The following is a 16,080-nucleotide window of genomic DNA, read 5'->3' on the forward strand; positions in this document are numbered from 1 at the left end:
ATCGACGTGAACGCAGCGGGTTTCGCCAACCCCGCCCGATTACCCAACGCATCCAACCGGGCACGCTCCGCCTCATCAAGCACATCGATCGACGACAACGACCGCCCCACATCGGCCGCCATCGCCACCAACACCCGCTCTAGCCGTTCCGCGAGATCGACGACATCAAGGTCCGAAAAGAACTGTCCAGAACCCACCGTGCTGAGGAAAAGCTGATCGCCGTCTCTGAAAAAGACCAGCCCGAACTCGACGGGGCCGGCATGGGTCAGTGTGCCCGATACCGGAGCACCAGCAAGATCCCCCATATGTGTAGCAGGAATAAAATTGACGACGACCCGATTCGAAGCCTGTCCAGAGCCGCGGAGGCGAGCCTTATAGTCAATGGTGTGCACTGGGAATCGCTGATGCTGCAGTGCTTCCCGCATTCGGCTGTCAACATTTCTGCAAAAATCGGCGACTGCGGACTCCGGTGAAGTCTTCAAGACCAGCGGCACAAATCCGGATACCATTCCGGCCACCAACTGCGTTTCCGGTCGCACACGCCTGCTTACCGGGAAATCGAGCACCACCTCCGGACTCTCGGTGTCGAACGCGCGCACCAAGAGGGCGCACGCCGCGGTGATCACCGACGATCGGCGCACTCCCAAAACGTTTGACAGCACTTGGATCCCGGCGACGGCGGAAGGATCCAATTGAATCGTTTCGGGAGCTTCGTCCGGATCATGCCCGTCCGCGGCGGTGGGCGCCAACCGACGACGCGGTTCGCTTTCCGGCGGAAGATTCTTGCTCCAGTAAGCCTGATCATCGAGATAATCGGCCGATGCTTCGTAATCCAATTCGCAATCGATCAGATCGCTCAGCGATCCAAAAAAAGCCGGAGGAATCGACACGCCGGCAGCAATTGCATTGTATATAGCCGCAACACGATGACAGACGAGCGTGATACCGATGCCGTCGAGGACTATATGGTGGCAGCACGCGAACCAGTAAAATTCATCAACTCGTGTCTGCAACAACGCGAATTTGAACAGCGGGCCAGCAAGCGGCATGGGTGTGCGCTGGATCGATGACGCCAGCCGATAGGCATTCCGTGCAGGATCCTGTGAGTCCACGAGGTCATAGCGAGCAAGCTCGACGTCCGGGTAGTCGACTAGTTTCTGGAAAACCTGGCCATCCGACTCGAAAAATCCGGCTCTGAGTGGCTCGGCCTCGTGCACCGCTTGGACGATCGACCGCTCGAGCAAATCGGGGTCGACTGGGCCCTCGATTCGCAGGAGCTCGCCCAGCTGCCACTTCGCCCCGAAGCTGCCCGATTTCTCGGCAAGCCAAATGTCCAGCTGCCCCCGTGTCAGCGGAAAGGCCCGGTCATCACGTTCCATCCGACTACCCCACCTGCTAAGTGCCTCTGATTAGCAGGGCGGCCCGATTCCAGCCTCTCGCCCAGATTTTTCGGCCAGTGAAACCGTCCAGAACCTCCGAGTGGCTGCCATGTGCGCGAGCGTATGGCCTCTCAAGCGGGCCTCGTCAGAATTCTCAGTCAAGTCGAGTGGTGAGCGCGCCCGGGTAGAGTAGGCGTCTGCAAAGCTGCCGGATCCGACCGGCTCGATACCGGATGTCCGCGGGGCCGGCCCGGGTATTGGCAAATTCTCCGATGGGACTGCCGGCAAGCTCAGCAACTCACGCGCGATGCAGGAAACGGCCGACCGGTCCTTCTCCTTGTGTGACCTGCAGTGATGTTTCGGCTTGTAGCTTAACGCTACCGGACACCCCCGCGTCTCCTTGGGGAAATGTGGTCATGGGTGCTTGTTAGTTATGCTAGCGAACACCGGTTCGACAAACTGTTGCGAATCAGCAAAGGGGGACGGGTTAGGCCGGACGATCTCCAGCTGCGCAGCGACCTTCTCATCACTTGCTGCCACGTCAACGATGCGTGCGCTCGTTGCTCGCGACCAATCGTCGGCGGTTTGCGTATTGCAACTCGAAATCAACGAAGCCCGCGACGAGCTGAGAAAAGCGGGAACAACGAGTCCGCCACAAAACAAATGCAGAGCAGTTCGCGATGCTCAATCCATCGGCGGCAACTGCGATAGGTCGACTGGAGAGCCGACGGCCGCTGGGTCGAACCGAGAGATCTTTGCGGCCGGTGGACTTACCCTTCGGGCATGAAGTCGTCAGCGCACGCTGCTGCCACCCCCGCCATCCATGTCGATCGTCTGACCAAAAGGTTCGGTCGTGTGGCGGCCATCCAGGATCTGAATATAAGCATCGCGCCGGGCGAGGTCTTCGGGTTTTTGGGTCCCAACGGTGCCGGAAAGTCGACGACGATCCGCCTGCTGCTCGGATTGATTCGCCCGACCGCGGGCAGTGCCAAGATATTTGGGTGTGCTGCGGATGACGTCCGCCGGTCCCATCGTCACATCGCGTACGTGCCCGCCGATGTTGCGCTGTGGCCGCGACTGACCGGTGCGGAAATCCTTGAGCTGCTTGGTTCCGTGGGTCCCGGTGTCGACGCGGCCTATCGTGCGGAGCTGGTCGATCGCTTCGATCTCGAGCTCGACAAGCCGGCCAGGACCTATTCGACCGGCAACCGACAGAAGGTGGCACTCGTCGCTGCATTCGCAACACGGGCACCGCTTCTGGTGCTCGATGAACCGACAAGCGGCGTGGATCCTTTGATGGAGAGGGAATTTCGCGGCTGTGTCGCAGAGGCACGCGAGCGAGGTCAGACGGTGTTCCTAAGCTCTCATCAGCTGGCCGAGGTGGAGGCCGTGTGCGACCGGGTGGCGATTCTGCGTGCCGGGCGCCTCGTCGAAATCGACACCATCGCCGATTTGCGCCGGTTGCGTCGGACGGTGGTGGAGGTGTCCTATCGCGGCGCGCAACCATCCCTGCAGGATGTCGCGGCTGTCTCGAATGTCGAGCAATTGGATGGGGAACGCTTGCGGTTCAACCTGACTGGATCACCGGTGGGCGCGCTTCAAGCGCTCGCCACGGCGGACCTCACCGCGCTCGCGATGCACGAACCGACTCTCGAAGAGATCTTTCTCGACTACTACGGAGAAGCTGCACGATGACAACGGCCACCCTGGCTGGTTCACCCGTGGCCGCCGGGCCGCAACGCGAGCCGGGCCGGGCCGTGAGCCGGCTGGCCGTGCGCCAGCTTCGCCGGAGCGCCGTGATGGTCGCCCTGATCTGCGGGACTATGTCGGCCTTGGTCGCCTTCCAGTACCAGCCGATCGGCGCTTTGCTGGATCAGTCAGATCTGCGCGTACTTGCCGAGAATCCCGCGATAAGGATCTTGTCGGGCCCGCCGGTCGCTATCGACAACCCCGGCGGTTTCACCGTCTGGCGAACCGGCACGGCCGTTTCGGTGCTCGCGAGCGGATGGATCGTGCTTGCGGCTACACGCATCACCCGCGGTGAGGAGGATAGCCGGCGGTGGGATTTGATCCTCGCTGGACGCCTGCGGATTATCGACGTGGTCGTCCGCTGCCTGGCCGCTCTGGTGGGGTCCACGACGCTGATCGGAGTAGCGGTCGCGGCGGGCCTTTTGGTGGCCCGCACCGAACCGACCGGTGCAATGGTTTATGCAATTGGCATCTCCCTCGTCGCTGCAACTTTCGCGATATCGGCCCTGCTCGCCGCACAGCTCATGCCGAGCCGATCCGGTGCCACGGGCGTTGCGGTCGCAGCTTTGGGACTGAGCCTGATGCTGCGCATGATCTCCGATGGCTCGCATCAATGTGCATGGACGGCTTGGATGACGCCGTTCGGGCTTGCTGCCCGTTCGGCGCCATACGCCGAAAACCGCATCATCCCGCTGATCGTGTTGGGCACGTTTCCGATAGTGCTGGCCGGTGCTGTCCTCCTCGCGGCAAGCCACCGTGATTTGGGTGACGGGGTGGTGACGGTCCCCGTCAGCCGTTCGCCACGAACTCGCTTGTTGCGGTCGATCGGTGGGTTCGCGTTTCGCCGGGCCGCCCGGACCACGCTCGGTTGGGCCACGGGCATCGCCGCGTATTTCTTCCTGGTCGGGGTATTGCTTCCTTCGATTGTCAAGTTGTTTCAGACGAACCCGCGCATCGCCAAACTCGCCGCGCCCGCCGGGATGGGCGGCCACGAATTGGTGAACGTCGGAGCCGCGGTTCTGTTCGGTGTTCTCGCCGTACCCACCGGGCTGTACGCCGCAGTGCGTCTCGCCGCGATGGTTTCCGATGAGAAGGCCGGTCGATTGAACCTGATTGTTGCCCAACCTATTTCGCGTATGCGTCTGCTGGCCACCGAGATCGTGGTGACGGTCGGTGGGGTCGTCGTCCTGCACTGCTCGGCTGCGCTCGCCGTTTGGGGTGGCGCCAGAATCACCGGCGCCCCACTGCAGTTGAGCGATTCACTGTCGGGTGCGCTGAATTCCGTTCCCGTGGCGTTGCTCGCGGCCGGCGCGGCCGCGGTGGGCGTCGGGTGGCTCCCATCCGGTGTCGCCGCGATCGGTGCAGTGCCGGTTGTGGGCGGGTTCCTGCTGAACGTCATCATGAAGACCACGGACGCCCCTGGCTGGGTCGTCAACCTGTCGCCGTGGACGCACCTCGCCGCCGTACCCGACGCACCGCCCAATTGGGCGGCCACCGCAGTTTTCCTGCTCACCGGCGCTACCCTGACCGCGCTCGGAGTGTATGGATACCTCCACCGCGACTTGGAAACCTGAATAAAGGACGCGTCGATGAAGGTCAATTCCCCGATCTTGGCGGCGTCCGATCCGACGAAATTGAATCGCGTGTCAGCTACCCATTGTCGAGCTGCCGGAGAATTGCTCGGCCATTTTGGAATGCGCGACCACTTGCGTCCCCGAGCCGCCGGTCCATCGATCTTCGGGTCGGGCACCCGGCCACCGGCGGTGGTGTACTCGCTGCCGGGCAGCAGCGCACCGCGTCCGCCGTCCATGGCGGACCGTTCGAATGGTCGGCGTGGATCGCAGACATTTTGACTGAGGCGCTCGCCGGTTTGCTGGCCTACGATGGCCCGAATGAGCACACGCTCATCCGAACGGCTTGAGGTTGCAGCGCGCGAGGGAAATCCCGATAGGAGGGGAAGCTCAGATGGGATTGATACCCGGTTTCAACGAAATGAAGGAGTCTGTCGAGGAATCCATCGACCTCCTCAGGCGCGCAATCGCCGCACTGGAAAAGCTTGCGGCGGAGCAGCAACGCGCCAATGACCTGTACGCCGAAGTGAATCAGGTCGGCCGGGCGCAAGCTTCGAACGTGACCAAGCTATCGCGCTGAGCAAGCACAAGTCGTCGGCTCACGTGGGACCGCACCGGCGGGCGGGGGCGGGCACGTGATCCGTTCGTAGGCAATCGGACTCAGCGCGCCTGGCCCTGCGAGGCCAGGAATCCCGCGACACCGCGGACCAGCGCGTCGGCGTATTTCTGCCGGCCCTCGGCCGACTCCATCAGCGCCGAATCGGCGGGGTTCTTCATGTTGCCGCACTCGACCAGGATCGACGGGTACTGCGCCAGGTTCAGGCCGGTCAGGTCCGAGCGGCCGTAAAGGCCGTTCTGGCCGATGTAATTGGCCGGCGGGATCCCCGAGCCCTGCATCTGGTCGCGCATGATCCGCGCGTACTGCACCGACGGGCCCGCCTGCACCTGGTTGAGCGGCGGGGCCGAGTAGTTGACGTGGAATCCCCGACCGGACGGCGGGCCGCCGTCGGCGTGGATGGACAGGATCGCGTTGGGGTGCAGCGCGTTGGCCGCGTTCGCGCGTTCGTCGACACACGGCCCCAGGCCGTTGTCGTTGGCGCGGGACAGCGCGGTCCGCACTCCCAGGGCGTTCAACTCGGCGCGCACCCGCAGCGCGGTGTCCCAGGTGAAGGTGTGTTCCTGGTAGCCGGTGTTGGTCGCCGTTCCGCTCGTCTGGCAGTCCTTGGTGCCGCCGCGACCGGTGGGCACCTGACGGTTGATGGAGCCGTCATTGGAGCCGTTATGACCCGGATCGATGAAAACCACCATGCCGGCGATGTTGGATGGGACCGCCGTCGCGGTCGGCATGATCGCCGTCGAAGCGGCGACGAGCACACCACCCGCCAATTTGATCCCGACACGTCTGCTCAGTCGTAGGTCCACGGCGCAAAGCTAACGCTGCGCGGTCTACGCTGGGGGTTTCGAATCGCCGGAGACTCACGAGCGAAACCAACTCGAGACCAACATGCGAGGGGATTGTCATGCAACCCGGAGGCGATATGTCGGCGCTGCTGGCCCAGGCGCAGCAGATGCAGCAAAAGCTCATGGAGGCCCAGCAACAACTGGCGAACGCTGAGGTGCATGGTCAGGCCGGTGGGGGCTTGGTCAGCGTCGTCGTGAAGGGCAGCGGCGAGGTGGTCGCGGTGAAGATCGATCCGTCCGTCGTCGACCCGTCGGACGTCGAGACCCTGCAGGACTTGATCGTCGGCGCCATGGGTGACGCGTCCAAGCAGGTCACCCGGATGGCCCAGGAGCGGCTGGGGTCGTTGGCCGGCGGCTTCGGCCCGCCGCCGGGGCAACCGCCCGCGCCGGCGCAGGGGCTTTAGGCTCTGCGACCGACATGTTCGAAGGACCCGTCCAGGATTTGATCGACGAGCTCGGCAAGCTGCCGGGCATCGGGCCCAAAAGCGCCCAGCGCATCGCCTTCCACTTGTTGTCGGTGGAACCGCCGGACATCGACCGGCTGACCGCGGTGCTGGCGAAGGTCCGCGACGGGGTGCGGTTCTGCGCGGTGTGCGGCAACGTCTCCGACAACGAGCGGTGCCGGATCTGCGCGGATCCCCGCCGGGACGGCTCGCAGGTGTGCGTCGTCGAGGAGCCCAAGGACGTCCAGGCCGTCGAGCGCACCCGCGAATTCCGCGGCCGCTATCACGTGCTGGGCGGTGCGCTCGATCCGTTGTCCGGGGTGGGGCCCGATCAGCTGCGGATTCGCGAGCTGCTGAGCCGGATCGGGGAGCGGGTCGACGACGTCGACATCACCGAGGTGATCATCGCCACCGACCCGAACACCGAGGGCGAGGCGACGGCCACCTACCTGGTGCGGATGCTGCGCGACATCCCCGGCCTGACCGTGACGCGGATCGCGTCGGGGCTGCCGATGGGCGGTGACCTGGAGTTCGCCGACGAACTGACGCTCGGTCGCGCCCTGGCCGGCCGCCGGGCCATGGTCTGAGCTGCCGGTCGCGGGCTGTCACGCACCGGTCAGTTCGCCGGCCTCGGTGCCGACCGAAGGCCCGGATCCCGGCAGCGGCTTTCCGGCGACTTCCGGCATGAATCGCAGGGTGACCGTCCCCACCAAGCCCGCGAAGATCAGCATGTAGGCCGGCACCATGGCGCTGCCGGTGCCGGAGATCAGCGCTTGAGCGATCACCGGAGTGGTTCCGCCGACGGTCGATAGCGCGATGTTGTACGAGATGGCCAGCGCTCCGTTGCGCACCCTGGTCGGGAACAGTGCCGGCAGGGCTTGGGGCGTGGTGCTGTCGAAGCACAGTTCCATCAGGCCGACCAGCAGCACACCGATGAAGACCAACGGAAGGACGCCGCCGAAGCGCATCAGCAAGAAGGCGGGGACCGATGCCAGCACGAGCAATCCGCAGCCGGTCCACATGATCGGCTTGACGCCGACACGGTCGGACAGCATGGCGACGAACACCACCGCGGCCATCAGGATCGCCAGCGTCGCCACGATGATTACCAGCCCGGCCGTGTTACCCACGTGCACAACCACTTTGAGGTATGTCGGCAAGTATCCGGTGAGCATGAAGTCGGGGACCTGTGAGGTGACCACAATGGCCGCGCAGACCACCATCGGCCTCCACTGCTCCATCACCGTGCGCCGAAATTGCGGCCAGCCGCGGTCAGGCGTGCTATCCGGGGTGCCGCTCAGCTGTTTGTAGGCGGGTGATTCCTCGATCCGCAGCCGTAAATAGAGGGCGAGGACGCCGACCGGTGCTCCCAGCAACAGCGGAATCCGCCAGCCCCACGCCAACATGTCGCGGCTTGGCAGCCAGGCCTGTAATGCGGTCACCAGCAATCCGGCGAGCACGAACCCGACGAGGTTGCCCAGCGGCAGGAACCCGACCACCTTGCCGCGTGTGCGGTCGGGGGCCCGCTCAACGAGATATGTCATCGCGCCGACAAACTCACCGCCGGTGGACAAGCCTTGAAAGATCCGGGCGACCAGCAGCAGGATGGGCGCCCAGATGCCGATGGTGGCGTAGCCGGGCAGTAAACCGGTCATGGTGGTCCCGACTGCCATCAGCAGGATCGTGATCAACAGAACCCGCTTGCGCCCGACGCGGTCACCGAGCGGTCCGAGGACGAACCCGCCGAGCGGCCGCACCACGTACGCCGCCGCCAGCGTGCTGAAGGTGGCGATGAGGTGGACCGCGCTGACGCTGTTACCCGGATAAAACACCTGCGCGATGATCGTCGCGATATAGCCGTAGACGCCGAAGTCGTACCACTCCATGAAATTGCCGATGGCTGTGGCCAGGGTGTCCCGGCGCATCGCCGAGCCGGCGTCCAAGGTGTCGTTGGGCGTGCCGCCATGCCGGTGGCCTCGGATGCTCATCGACACCTCTTTTACCCACAACTTTGCGGCGTGGAACTCCTAGCGAGCCGCCAGCCGTTCGCGGCGCAACAGGTCCACCTCCGGCATCGGCAGCGGCGGCAGCTCACCGATCACCGTGCCCAGCAGCAGGTCGGCCAGTTGCGGGTTGCGGGCCAGGCACGGCCCGTGCATGTAGGTCGCGATCACGCTGCCCTGCACCACGCCGTCGAAGCCGTCGCCGGACCGGTTGCCCGCGCCCTTGACCACCGCGCCCAGCGGCGACGCCGCGGGTCCCAGCACGGTGCCGCCGCGGTGGTTCTCGAAGCCGGTGAGACGCTCGGTCAGGCCGGCCAGCAGCGGCTTGGTCGCCAGCTCGCCGATGGTGCGCGCCTCCTGCGGTGACGTCGTCGCATCCAGCATGCCCACGCCGTCGACGCGTTCCCCGGCCGACGTCTCGTACCAGTGCCCGAGCACCTGCACGGCCGCGCAGATCGCCAGCACCGGGGCGCCCCGTTCGGCCGCGCGCTGCAGGCCCGGATGTTTGATCAGGTGCCGGGTGGCCAGCCGCTGCGCGTAGTCCTCGGCCCCGCCCAGCGTGTACAGGTCCAACGACTCGGGCACCGCGTCGGCCAGGGTGATCTCGACGATCTCGGCGGCGATGCCGCGCAGCCGGAGGCGCTGCCGCAGCACCAGGGCGTTGCCGCCGTCGCCGTAGGTCCCCATCACGTCGGGCAGCACCAGCCCGATCCGCACCACCGAGTCAGCCACGGCGCGCCAACGCTCGTTGCAGCTGCAGGAACGCCGTGTAGTTGGCGACGACCTCCACCCGGCCGGGCGGGCAGGACGCGATCGCGGCGACGGTGTCGTGCACCAGGGTGTGCTCGACGCCCGCGTAGCCCAGCCGCACCGCAAGGTCGGTCCCGCGCTCCCCGGCTGCCACCACTTCGGTCTCCTCGAAGTGCTCGAACCGCACGTCCCACAGCCACGACAGGTCCTCCCCGTCGGGCACCTGGCCGTTGACCGAGATGACCACCCCGGCGGCGTGCTTGTCGACCATCGACAGCGCCTCCTGCCAGCCGGCCGGGTTCTTCGCCAGCAGGATGCGCACCTCGTGCACACCGACCCGGACGGTCCGATAGCGACCCGCGACCTCGTCGATCGCCGAGACGGCCGCGACCGCCGACGCGGGATCCGCGCCCAGCGCGACCGCGGCCGCGACGGCCTGGGCGGCGTTGCCCCGGTTCACCGCGCCGGGCAGCGCCAGCCGCATCGGCAGGGCCAGGCCGTCGGGCCCGTAGAGGGCGTCGTCGTCGAACCACCATTGCGGGCTGGGCCGTTTGAAGTCCGCGCCCGTGGAATACCAGTGCCCCCGGTCGCGGACGATGATCTCGCCGCTGCGCGGGCAGCTGACCGAGTCGTTCGACCACGAACCGCCCGCGGCCACCCACACCACGTTCGGGCTGTCGTAGGCCGCGGACGTCATCAGCACGTCGTCGCAGTTGGCGACGACGACCGCCCTCGGGTGCCGGGCCAGGCCGGCGCGCAGGGTCCGCTCGATGACGTTGATCTCGCCGACCCGGTCCAGCTGGTCGCGCGACAGGTTGAGCAGCACGACGACGCCGGGTTCGACGGCGTCGGAAACGTGCGGGACGTGCATTTCGTCGACTTCCAGGGCCGCCAGCGGGGCATCGCGGTTGCCGGCTAGCGCGGCGACCAGGCCGGCGTCCATGTTGGCGCCCTCGGCGTTGGTGGCGACCCCGCCCAGCGTCGCCAGCGCGGCCGACGTCATCCGGGTGGTGGTCGACTTGCCGTTGGTGCCGGTGACGATGACGGTGCGCCGGCCGGCGGCGAGTTGCCGGAGGATCGAGCGATCCAGCGTCATCGCGATCAGGCCGCCGATCATCGCCCCGGCCCCACGTCCGGTCACCCGCGATGCCCAGCGCGCGCTCGCTCCTGCGGCGAGGGCCAGACGGGCGCGGGTGGTGACCACCCGGGAAGTTTAAATGTGCGGGTGGCCCGCATCGAAGTCCGGACGACGCCGCATCGATTTCCCGGGCCGACACGGCTCGCAGCGGCCGGGTGATGTCGGTCGGCCGTGCCATCCTCAGTGCATGAGCGGGGTGTCCTGGGGTCGGCCGGCCAGCGAGCCGGACGCCGGCTGGGCCGTCGTCGATGTCGAAACCTCGGGCTTTCGGCCGGGTCAGGCGCGGATCATCAGCGTTGCCGCGCTCGGCCTGGATGCCGACGGCAACGTCGAACACTCCGTGGTGAGCCTGCTCAACCCCGGCGTGGACCCCGGTCCCACCCACGTGCACGGCCTGACCGCCGCGATGCTGGAAGACCAGCCCCAGTTCGCCGACATCGTCGGCGACGTGGCCGAGGTGCTGCGCGGCCGCCCCTTGGTGGCCCACAACGTGGCGTTCGACTACGCGTTTCTGGCCGCCGAGGCCGAACTGGCCGAGACCGAACTGCCCGTCGACAGCGTCATGTGCACCGTCGAGCTGGCCCGGCGGCTGGACCTCGGCGTCGAGAACCTGCGGTTGGAGACGCTCGCCGCGCACTGGGGCGTCACCCAGGAGCGGCCGCACGACGCCTTCGACGACGCGATGGTGCTGACCGGTGTGCTGGCGTCGGCACTCAAGCTGGCCCGCGCGGCCGACATCTGGCTGCCGATCCACCCGGTGACCCGGCGCCGCTGGCCGAACGGCCGCGTCACCCACGACGAACTACGACCGCTGAAGGTGTTGGCGTCCCGCATGCCCTGCCCGTACCTCAACCCGGGCCCCTACGTCGGCGGCCGGCCGCTGGTGCAGGGCATGCGGGTGGCCCTGGCCGCCGAGGTCAGCCGCACCCACGAGGAACTCGTGGAGCGCATCCTGCACGCCGGGCTGGCCTACACCGACGTCGTCGACCGGGAGACCTCGCTGGTGGTCTGCAACGATCCCGCCCCCGAGCACGGCAAGGGCTACCTCGCCCGGCAACTGGGCGTACCGGTGCTCTCCGACGCGCAGTTCATAAACTGCGTCGGCGCCGTCATCGGCGGCACCAGCATGGACGAATTCACCGACGCCAGCGCGCTGGACCAGCAGCTAGCGCTGTTCTGATCAGCCGCGGGCGGCGCGGTTGACCGCCGACACGACCGCGCGCAACGACGCGGAGGTGATCGACGGCGCGATGCCGACCCCCCACACCGTCCGGCCGTCCACCGACGCCTCTACGTAGGCCGCGGCCTGCGCGTCGTCGCCGGCGCTCATGGCGTGCTCGGAGTAGTCCAGGACGGCCACGTCGAAACCGACGCTGCCCAGCGCGTGAACGAACGCGGCCAGGGGGCCGTTGCCCTGCCCGCTGATCTCGGTCTCCGTCCCGTGGAGCTTGACGGTCGCGGTGATGCGGGTGACGCCGCTGTCTTCCTCGGAGGCGTCGACGCGCTGCTTGATCCGCTCCAGCGGCGAGACCGGGGCCAGGTACTCCTCGGAGAAGGCGTCCCACATCTCCTTGGGACTGACCTCGCCGCCTTCGCCTTCGCTGATCTTCTGCACCACCTGCGAGAACTCGATCTGCAGCCGTCGCGGGAGGGCCAGGCCGTGATCCGCCTTCATGATGTAGGCCACCCCGCCCTTGCCGGACTGCGAGTTGACCCGGATCACCGCTTCGTAGGTGCGCCCGACGTCCTTGGGGTCGATCGGCAGGTACGGCACCTGCCAGAGCATGTCCTCGACGTCGGTGTCCGCCGCGTCCGCGTCGATCTTCATCTGGTCCAGGCCCTTGTTGATGGCGTCCTGGTGGCTGCCGGAGAACGCGGTGTAGACCAGGTCCCCGCCGTAGGGGTGACGCTCGTGCACCGGCAGCTGGTTGCAGTACTCGACCGTGCGGCGGACCTCGTCGATGTTGGAGAAGTCGATCTGCGGGTCCACACCGCGGGAGAACAGGTTCAGCCCCAGCGTCACCAGGCAGACGTTGCCGGTGCGCTCGCCGTTGCCGAACAGGCATCCCTCGATGCGGTCGGCGCCGGCCTGATAACCCAATTCCGCTGCGGCGACGGCGGTTCCGCGGTCGTTGTGCGGATGCAGGCTCAAGATGACCGACTCCCGGTTGGCCAGGTTGCGGCTCATCCACTCGATCGAATCGGCGTAGATGTTGGGCGTGGCCATCTCCACCGTGGCGGGCAGGTTGAAGATGATCGGGTTGTCCGGCGTCGGCGCGATGATCTCGCCGACGGCGTCGCACACCTGCTTGGCGTACTCCAGCTCCGTGCCGGTGTAGGACTCCGGCGAATACTCGAACCGCCACCGGGTGCCCGGGTGTTTGGCCGCCTCCTCCACACACTTACGCGCGCCTTCGGTCGCGATGGCTTGCACCGCGGCCCGGTCCGCGCGAAAAACCACGCGGCGCTGCAGGATTGACGTGGAGTTGTAGAAGTGCACGATGGCCTGCGGCGCGCCGTCGCACGCCTCGAAGGTGCGCTCGATCAGTTCGGGCCGGCACTGGGTCAGCACCTGGATGGTGACGTCGTCGGGGATGGCGCCGTCGGTGATGATCTCGCGGACGAAGTCGTAGTCGGTCTGGCTGGCCGACGGGAATCCGACCTCGATTTCCTTGTATCCCATGCAAACCAGTAGATCGAACATGCGGCGCTTGCGTGCCGGGCTCATGGGGTCGATCAACGCCTGGTTGCCGTCGCGCAGATCGACCGCACACCACAGCGGCGCGCTGTCGATGACGCGGTCGGGCCAGGTGCGGTCGGTCAGCCGGATGGGCTCGACCTCTTCGGCGAAGGGCCGGTACCGGTTGACCGGCATCGACGAGCCCCGCTGCGGGTTCCACGCGGGCTGTCCGGGGCCCGGGGGGCCGGCCGGCTGGACGATGATTCGTGTCGAGCTGAATGCGTCGGGATTGGTTGTCACGGTGATTGCTCCGGAAATCTCAGAAGGGGGACTTCAGACCGGCGCATCGCGAACACCCGCGACGGGAAGCCGGTCTGGGATCAGACCCCGTCGCGGCGTCCGAGGAGGAGCACCCGCTGCACGCCCTGCACTTTACCGCTTTTGGCGCCTTGGCAAAAATGCCGCTGAGACCGTAGCGAATGCGCAGGCCGGGGAACCAGGTATCGCGACGTAAACCACCATGCGGTGGCACGTATTCTGTTGTGGACTTATACCCGAATTGAAGTGCGCAGGGCCGGAGAGGCAGGAAAAATCGTGGCGCTCGTCGTGCAGAAGTACGGCGGATCCTCAGTGGCGAACGCCGATCGGATCCGGCGGGTGGCCGAGCGCATCGTCGCTACCAAGAAGCAGGGCAACGACGTAGTAGTCGTCGTCTCCGCGATGGGCGACACCACCGATGACCTGATGGATCTGGCCCAGCAGGTGTGCCCGGCCCCGCCGCCGCGCGAACTCGACATGCTGCTCACAGCCGGCGAGCGCATCTCCAACGCGCTGGTCGCGATGGCGATCGAATCGCTGGGTGCGCAGGCCCGCTCGTTCACCGGATCGCAGGCCGGGGTGATCACCACCGGCACGCACGGCAACGCCAAGATCATCGACGTCACGCCGGGGAGGCTGCAGACGGCGCTCGACGAGGGGCGCATCGTGCTGGTGGCCGGATTCCAGGGCGTCAGCCAGGACACCCGGGACGTGACCACGCTGGGCCGCGGCGGTTCGGACACCACGGCGGTGGCCTTGGCCGCGGCGCTGCGCGCCGACGTCTGCGAGATCTACACCGACGTCGACGGCATCTTCAGCGCCGACCCGAGGATCGTGCACAACGCCCGCAAGCTGGACACGGTCACCTTCGAAGAGATGCTCGAGATGGCGGCTTGCGGCGCCAAGGTTTTGATGCTGCGCTGCGTGGAATACGCGCGCCGCTACAACATTCCGGTGCACGTCCGATCCTCGTATTCGGAGAACTCAGGCACCGTCGTCGTCGGATCGATCAAGGACATAGCCATGGAAGACCCCATCCTGACCGGAGTCGCGCACGACCGCAGCGAGGCCAAGGTGACCGTCGTCGGCATTCCCGACATCCCCGGTTACGCCGCCCGGGTCTTCCGGGCGCTCGCGGACGCCGACGTGAACATCGACATGGTGTTGCAGAACGTGTCCAAGGTCGAGGACGGCAAGACCGACATCACGTTCACCTGCTCGCGCGACAGCGGGCCCACCGCGGTGGCCAAGCTGGACGCGCTCAAGGAAGAGATCGGGTTCAGCCAGCTGCTCTACGACGACCACGTCGGCAAGGTGTCGCTGATCGGGGCGGGCATGCGCAGCCACCCCGGGGTCACCGCCACCTTCTGTGAGGCCCTGGCCGAGGTGGGCGTCAACATCGAGCTGATCTCCACCTCCGAGATCCGAATCTCGGTGCTCTGCCGCGACACCGAACTAGATAAGGCCGTCGTGGCGTTGCACGAGGCGTTCGGGCTCGGCGGCGCGGAGTCGGCGACGGTATATGCGGGGACGGGTAGATAGATGGTTGCCATCGGAGTTGTCGGCGCCACCGGCCAGGTCGGCCAGGTGATGCGCAGGTTGCTCGACGAGCGGGACTTCCCCGCGACGTCGGTGCGGTTCTTCGCGTCGTCGCGTTCGCAGGGCCGCAAGCTGGAATTCCGCGGTCAGGAGATCGAGGTCGAAGACGCCGCGACGGCCGACCCCAGCGGCCTGGACATCGCGTTGTTCTCCGCCGGAAAGACGATGTCGCTGGTGCAGGCGCCACGGTTCGCCGCGGCCGGGGTGACGGTGATCGACAATTCGTCGGCCTGGCGCAAGGACCCCGAAGTGCCATTGGTGGTGTCGGAGGTGAACTTCGACAGGGACGTTCGGGATGCCGCCAACCGGCCGAAGGGCATCATCGCCAACCCGAACTGCACCACCATGGCAGCGATGCCGGTGCTCCAGGTGCTGCACGAGGAAGCCGGGCTGCTACGCCTGGTGGTGTCCAGCTATCAGGCGGTGTCCGGCAGCGGGATCGCCGGGGTCGAGGAGCTGGCCACGCAGGCGCGCGCGGTCATCGACGGCATCGAGCATCTGGTGCAGGACGGCCGAGCGGTGCAGTTCCCGGCGCCCAAGACCTACGTGGCGCCGATCGCCTTCAACGTGGTTCCGCTGGCCGGCTCCCTGGTGGACGATGACTCGGGTGAGACCGACGAGGACCAGAAGCTGCGTCACGAGAGCCGCAAGATCCTGGGCATCCCCGACCTGGCCGTCAGCGGCACCTGCGTACGGGTGCCGGTGTTCACCGGGCATTCGCTGTCGATCAACGCCGAGTTCGCCCGGCCGCTGTCACCCGAGCGGGCCCGCGAGCTGCTCGACGGGGCGCCCGGCGTGAAGGTGGTCGACGTGCCGACCCCGTTGGCGGCCGCCGGCGTCGACGAATCCCTGGTCGGCCGGATCCGCCACGACCCCGGGGTGCCCGACGGCCGCGGGCTGGCCCTGTTCATCTCGGGTGATAACCTGCGCAAGGGGGCTGCGCTGAACACCATCCAGATCGCCGAGCTGCTGGCCGCCCAGCTGTGACA

General features: G+C 66.6%; 14 protein-coding genes. 8 read left to right on the forward strand and 6 right to left on the reverse strand.

Annotation, left to right across the window (positions count from 1 at the left end; all coding sequences use genetic code 11):
• Positions 1 to 1,379, reverse strand: a 1,379-nt coding sequence (locus B8W69_RS15595) for a condensation domain-containing protein (protein WP_245843265.1), incomplete at its 3' end; no start/stop codon positions are given.
• Between the two features lie 783 nt (positions 1,380 to 2,162).
• On the opposite strand from B8W69_RS15595, the gene B8W69_RS15600 reads away from it, so the two are divergent.
• The 3 genes from B8W69_RS15600 (at position 2,163) to B8W69_RS30320 (ending at position 5,279) form a co-directional block, all read left to right on the forward strand.
• A complete protein-coding gene (locus B8W69_RS15600) occupies positions 2,163 to 3,074 on the forward strand; it encodes an ABC transporter ATP-binding protein (protein WP_085290692.1) in 912 nt (303 codons plus the stop codon).
• A complete protein-coding gene (locus tag B8W69_RS15605) occupies positions 3,071 to 4,702 on the forward strand; it encodes an ABC transporter permease (protein ID WP_085290693.1) in 1,632 nt (543 codons plus the stop codon). Before B8W69_RS15600 ends, B8W69_RS15605 begins: the two co-directional genes overlap by 4 nt.
• A gap of 391 nt (positions 4,703 to 5,093) precedes the next feature.
• Positions 5,094 to 5,279, forward strand: a complete 186-nt coding sequence (locus B8W69_RS30320) for a hypothetical protein (protein ID WP_133058001.1) — start codon at positions 5,094 to 5,096, stop codon at positions 5,277 to 5,279.
• A gap of 80 nt (positions 5,280 to 5,359) precedes the next feature.
• Here B8W69_RS30320 and B8W69_RS15610 read toward each other — a convergent pair whose 3' ends face one another.
• The gene (locus B8W69_RS15610) at positions 5,360 to 6,121 is read right to left on the reverse strand and encodes an Rv3717 family N-acetylmuramoyl-L-alanine amidase (protein ID WP_085290694.1); all 762 of its coding nucleotides are present in this window, start codon (positions 6,119 to 6,121) and stop codon (positions 5,360 to 5,362) included.
• Between the two features lie 98 nt (positions 6,122 to 6,219).
• Between B8W69_RS15610 and B8W69_RS15615 the strand changes: the two genes are divergently transcribed.
• Positions 6,220 to 6,564 carry a YbaB/EbfC family nucleoid-associated protein gene (locus tag B8W69_RS15615; RefSeq protein WP_007772122.1) on the forward strand — a complete coding sequence of 115 codons (345 nt, stop codon included), beginning with the start codon at positions 6,220 to 6,222 and terminating at the stop codon, positions 6,562 to 6,564.
• Positions 6,565 to 6,578: 14 nt separating this feature from the next.
• A complete protein-coding gene (gene recR / locus B8W69_RS15620) occupies positions 6,579 to 7,190 on the forward strand; it encodes a recombination mediator RecR (protein WP_008263246.1) in 612 nt (203 codons plus the stop codon).
• Between the two features lie 18 nt (positions 7,191 to 7,208).
• Here the strand turns inward: recR and B8W69_RS15625 are convergent, their stop codons facing one another.
• The 3 genes from B8W69_RS15625 to B8W69_RS15635 form a co-directional block, all read right to left on the reverse strand.
• Entirely contained in the window at positions 7,209 to 8,528 is a 1,320-nt protein-coding gene (locus tag B8W69_RS15625) for an MFS transporter (RefSeq protein ID WP_085290851.1), read from the reverse strand.
• A gap of 102 nt (positions 8,529 to 8,630) precedes the next feature.
• Entirely contained in the window at positions 8,631 to 9,326 is a 696-nt protein-coding gene (locus tag B8W69_RS15630; RefSeq protein WP_110881959.1) for a type 1 glutamine amidotransferase, read from the reverse strand.
• A 4-nt stretch (positions 9,327 to 9,330) separates the two neighbouring features.
• Positions 9,331 to 10,560, reverse strand: coding sequence for a Mur ligase family protein (locus tag B8W69_RS15635; RefSeq protein ID WP_085290696.1), 1,230 nt, complete (start codon positions 10,558 to 10,560; stop codon positions 9,331 to 9,333).
• A gap of 121 nt (positions 10,561 to 10,681) precedes the next feature.
• Between B8W69_RS15635 and B8W69_RS15645 the strand changes: the two genes are divergently transcribed.
• The gene (locus tag B8W69_RS15645; RefSeq protein ID WP_085290697.1) at positions 10,682 to 11,674 is read left to right on the forward strand and encodes a DEDDh family exonuclease; all 993 of its coding nucleotides are present in this window, start codon (positions 10,682 to 10,684) and stop codon (positions 11,672 to 11,674) included.
• Here B8W69_RS15645 and leuA read toward each other — a convergent pair whose 3' ends face one another.
• Positions 11,675 to 13,474, reverse strand: coding sequence for a 2-isopropylmalate synthase (leuA, locus tag B8W69_RS15650; protein WP_085290698.1), 1,800 nt, complete (start codon positions 13,472 to 13,474; stop codon positions 11,675 to 11,677).
• 294 nt (positions 13,475 to 13,768) lie between these two features.
• On the opposite strand from leuA, the gene B8W69_RS15655 reads away from it, so the two are divergent.
• Both B8W69_RS15655 and B8W69_RS15660 read left to right on the forward strand, forming a co-directional pair.
• Entirely contained in the window at positions 13,769 to 15,034 is a 1,266-nt protein-coding gene (locus tag B8W69_RS15655; protein WP_085290699.1) for an aspartate kinase, read from the forward strand.
• Complete coding sequence (locus tag B8W69_RS15660; protein WP_085290700.1) at positions 15,035 to 16,078, forward strand: aspartate-semialdehyde dehydrogenase; 1,044 nt, start codon at positions 15,035 to 15,037, stop codon at positions 16,076 to 16,078.
• The last annotated feature ends 2 nt before the right edge of the window (positions 16,079 to 16,080 follow it).

The sequence above is a fragment of the Mycolicibacterium vulneris genome (assembly GCF_002104765.1).
GTDB classification, from domain to species: Bacteria; Actinomycetota; Actinomycetes; order Mycobacteriales; family Mycobacteriaceae; genus Mycobacterium; species Mycobacterium vulneris.

Excerpts from the sequence above, each read along its gene's own strand:
- recR (WP_008263246.1), top strand. The coding sequence starts at position 6,579 with ATGTTCGAAGGACCCGTCCAGGATTTGATCGACGAGCTCGGCAAGCTG.
- B8W69_RS15605 (WP_085290693.1), top strand. The coding sequence starts at position 3,071 with ATGACAACGGCCACCCTGGCTGGTTCACCCGTGGCCGCCGGGCCGCAA.
- B8W69_RS15600 (WP_085290692.1), top strand. The coding sequence starts at position 2,163 with ATGAAGTCGTCAGCGCACGCTGCTGCCACCCCCGCCATCCATGTCGAT.
- B8W69_RS15645 (WP_085290697.1), top strand. The coding sequence starts at position 10,682 with ATGAGCGGGGTGTCCTGGGGTCGGCCGGCCAGCGAGCCGGACGCCGGC.
- B8W69_RS30320 (WP_133058001.1), top strand. The coding sequence starts at position 5,094 with ATGGGATTGATACCCGGTTTCAACGAAATGAAGGAGTCTGTCGAGGAA.
- B8W69_RS15660 (WP_085290700.1), top strand. The coding sequence starts at position 15,035 with ATGGTTGCCATCGGAGTTGTCGGCGCCACCGGCCAGGTCGGCCAGGTG.
- B8W69_RS15615 (WP_007772122.1), top strand. The coding sequence starts at position 6,220 with ATGCAACCCGGAGGCGATATGTCGGCGCTGCTGGCCCAGGCGCAGCAG.
- B8W69_RS15625 (WP_085290851.1), bottom strand. The coding sequence starts at position 8,528 with ATGCGCCGGGACACCCTGGCCACAGCCATCGGCAATTTCATGGAGTGG.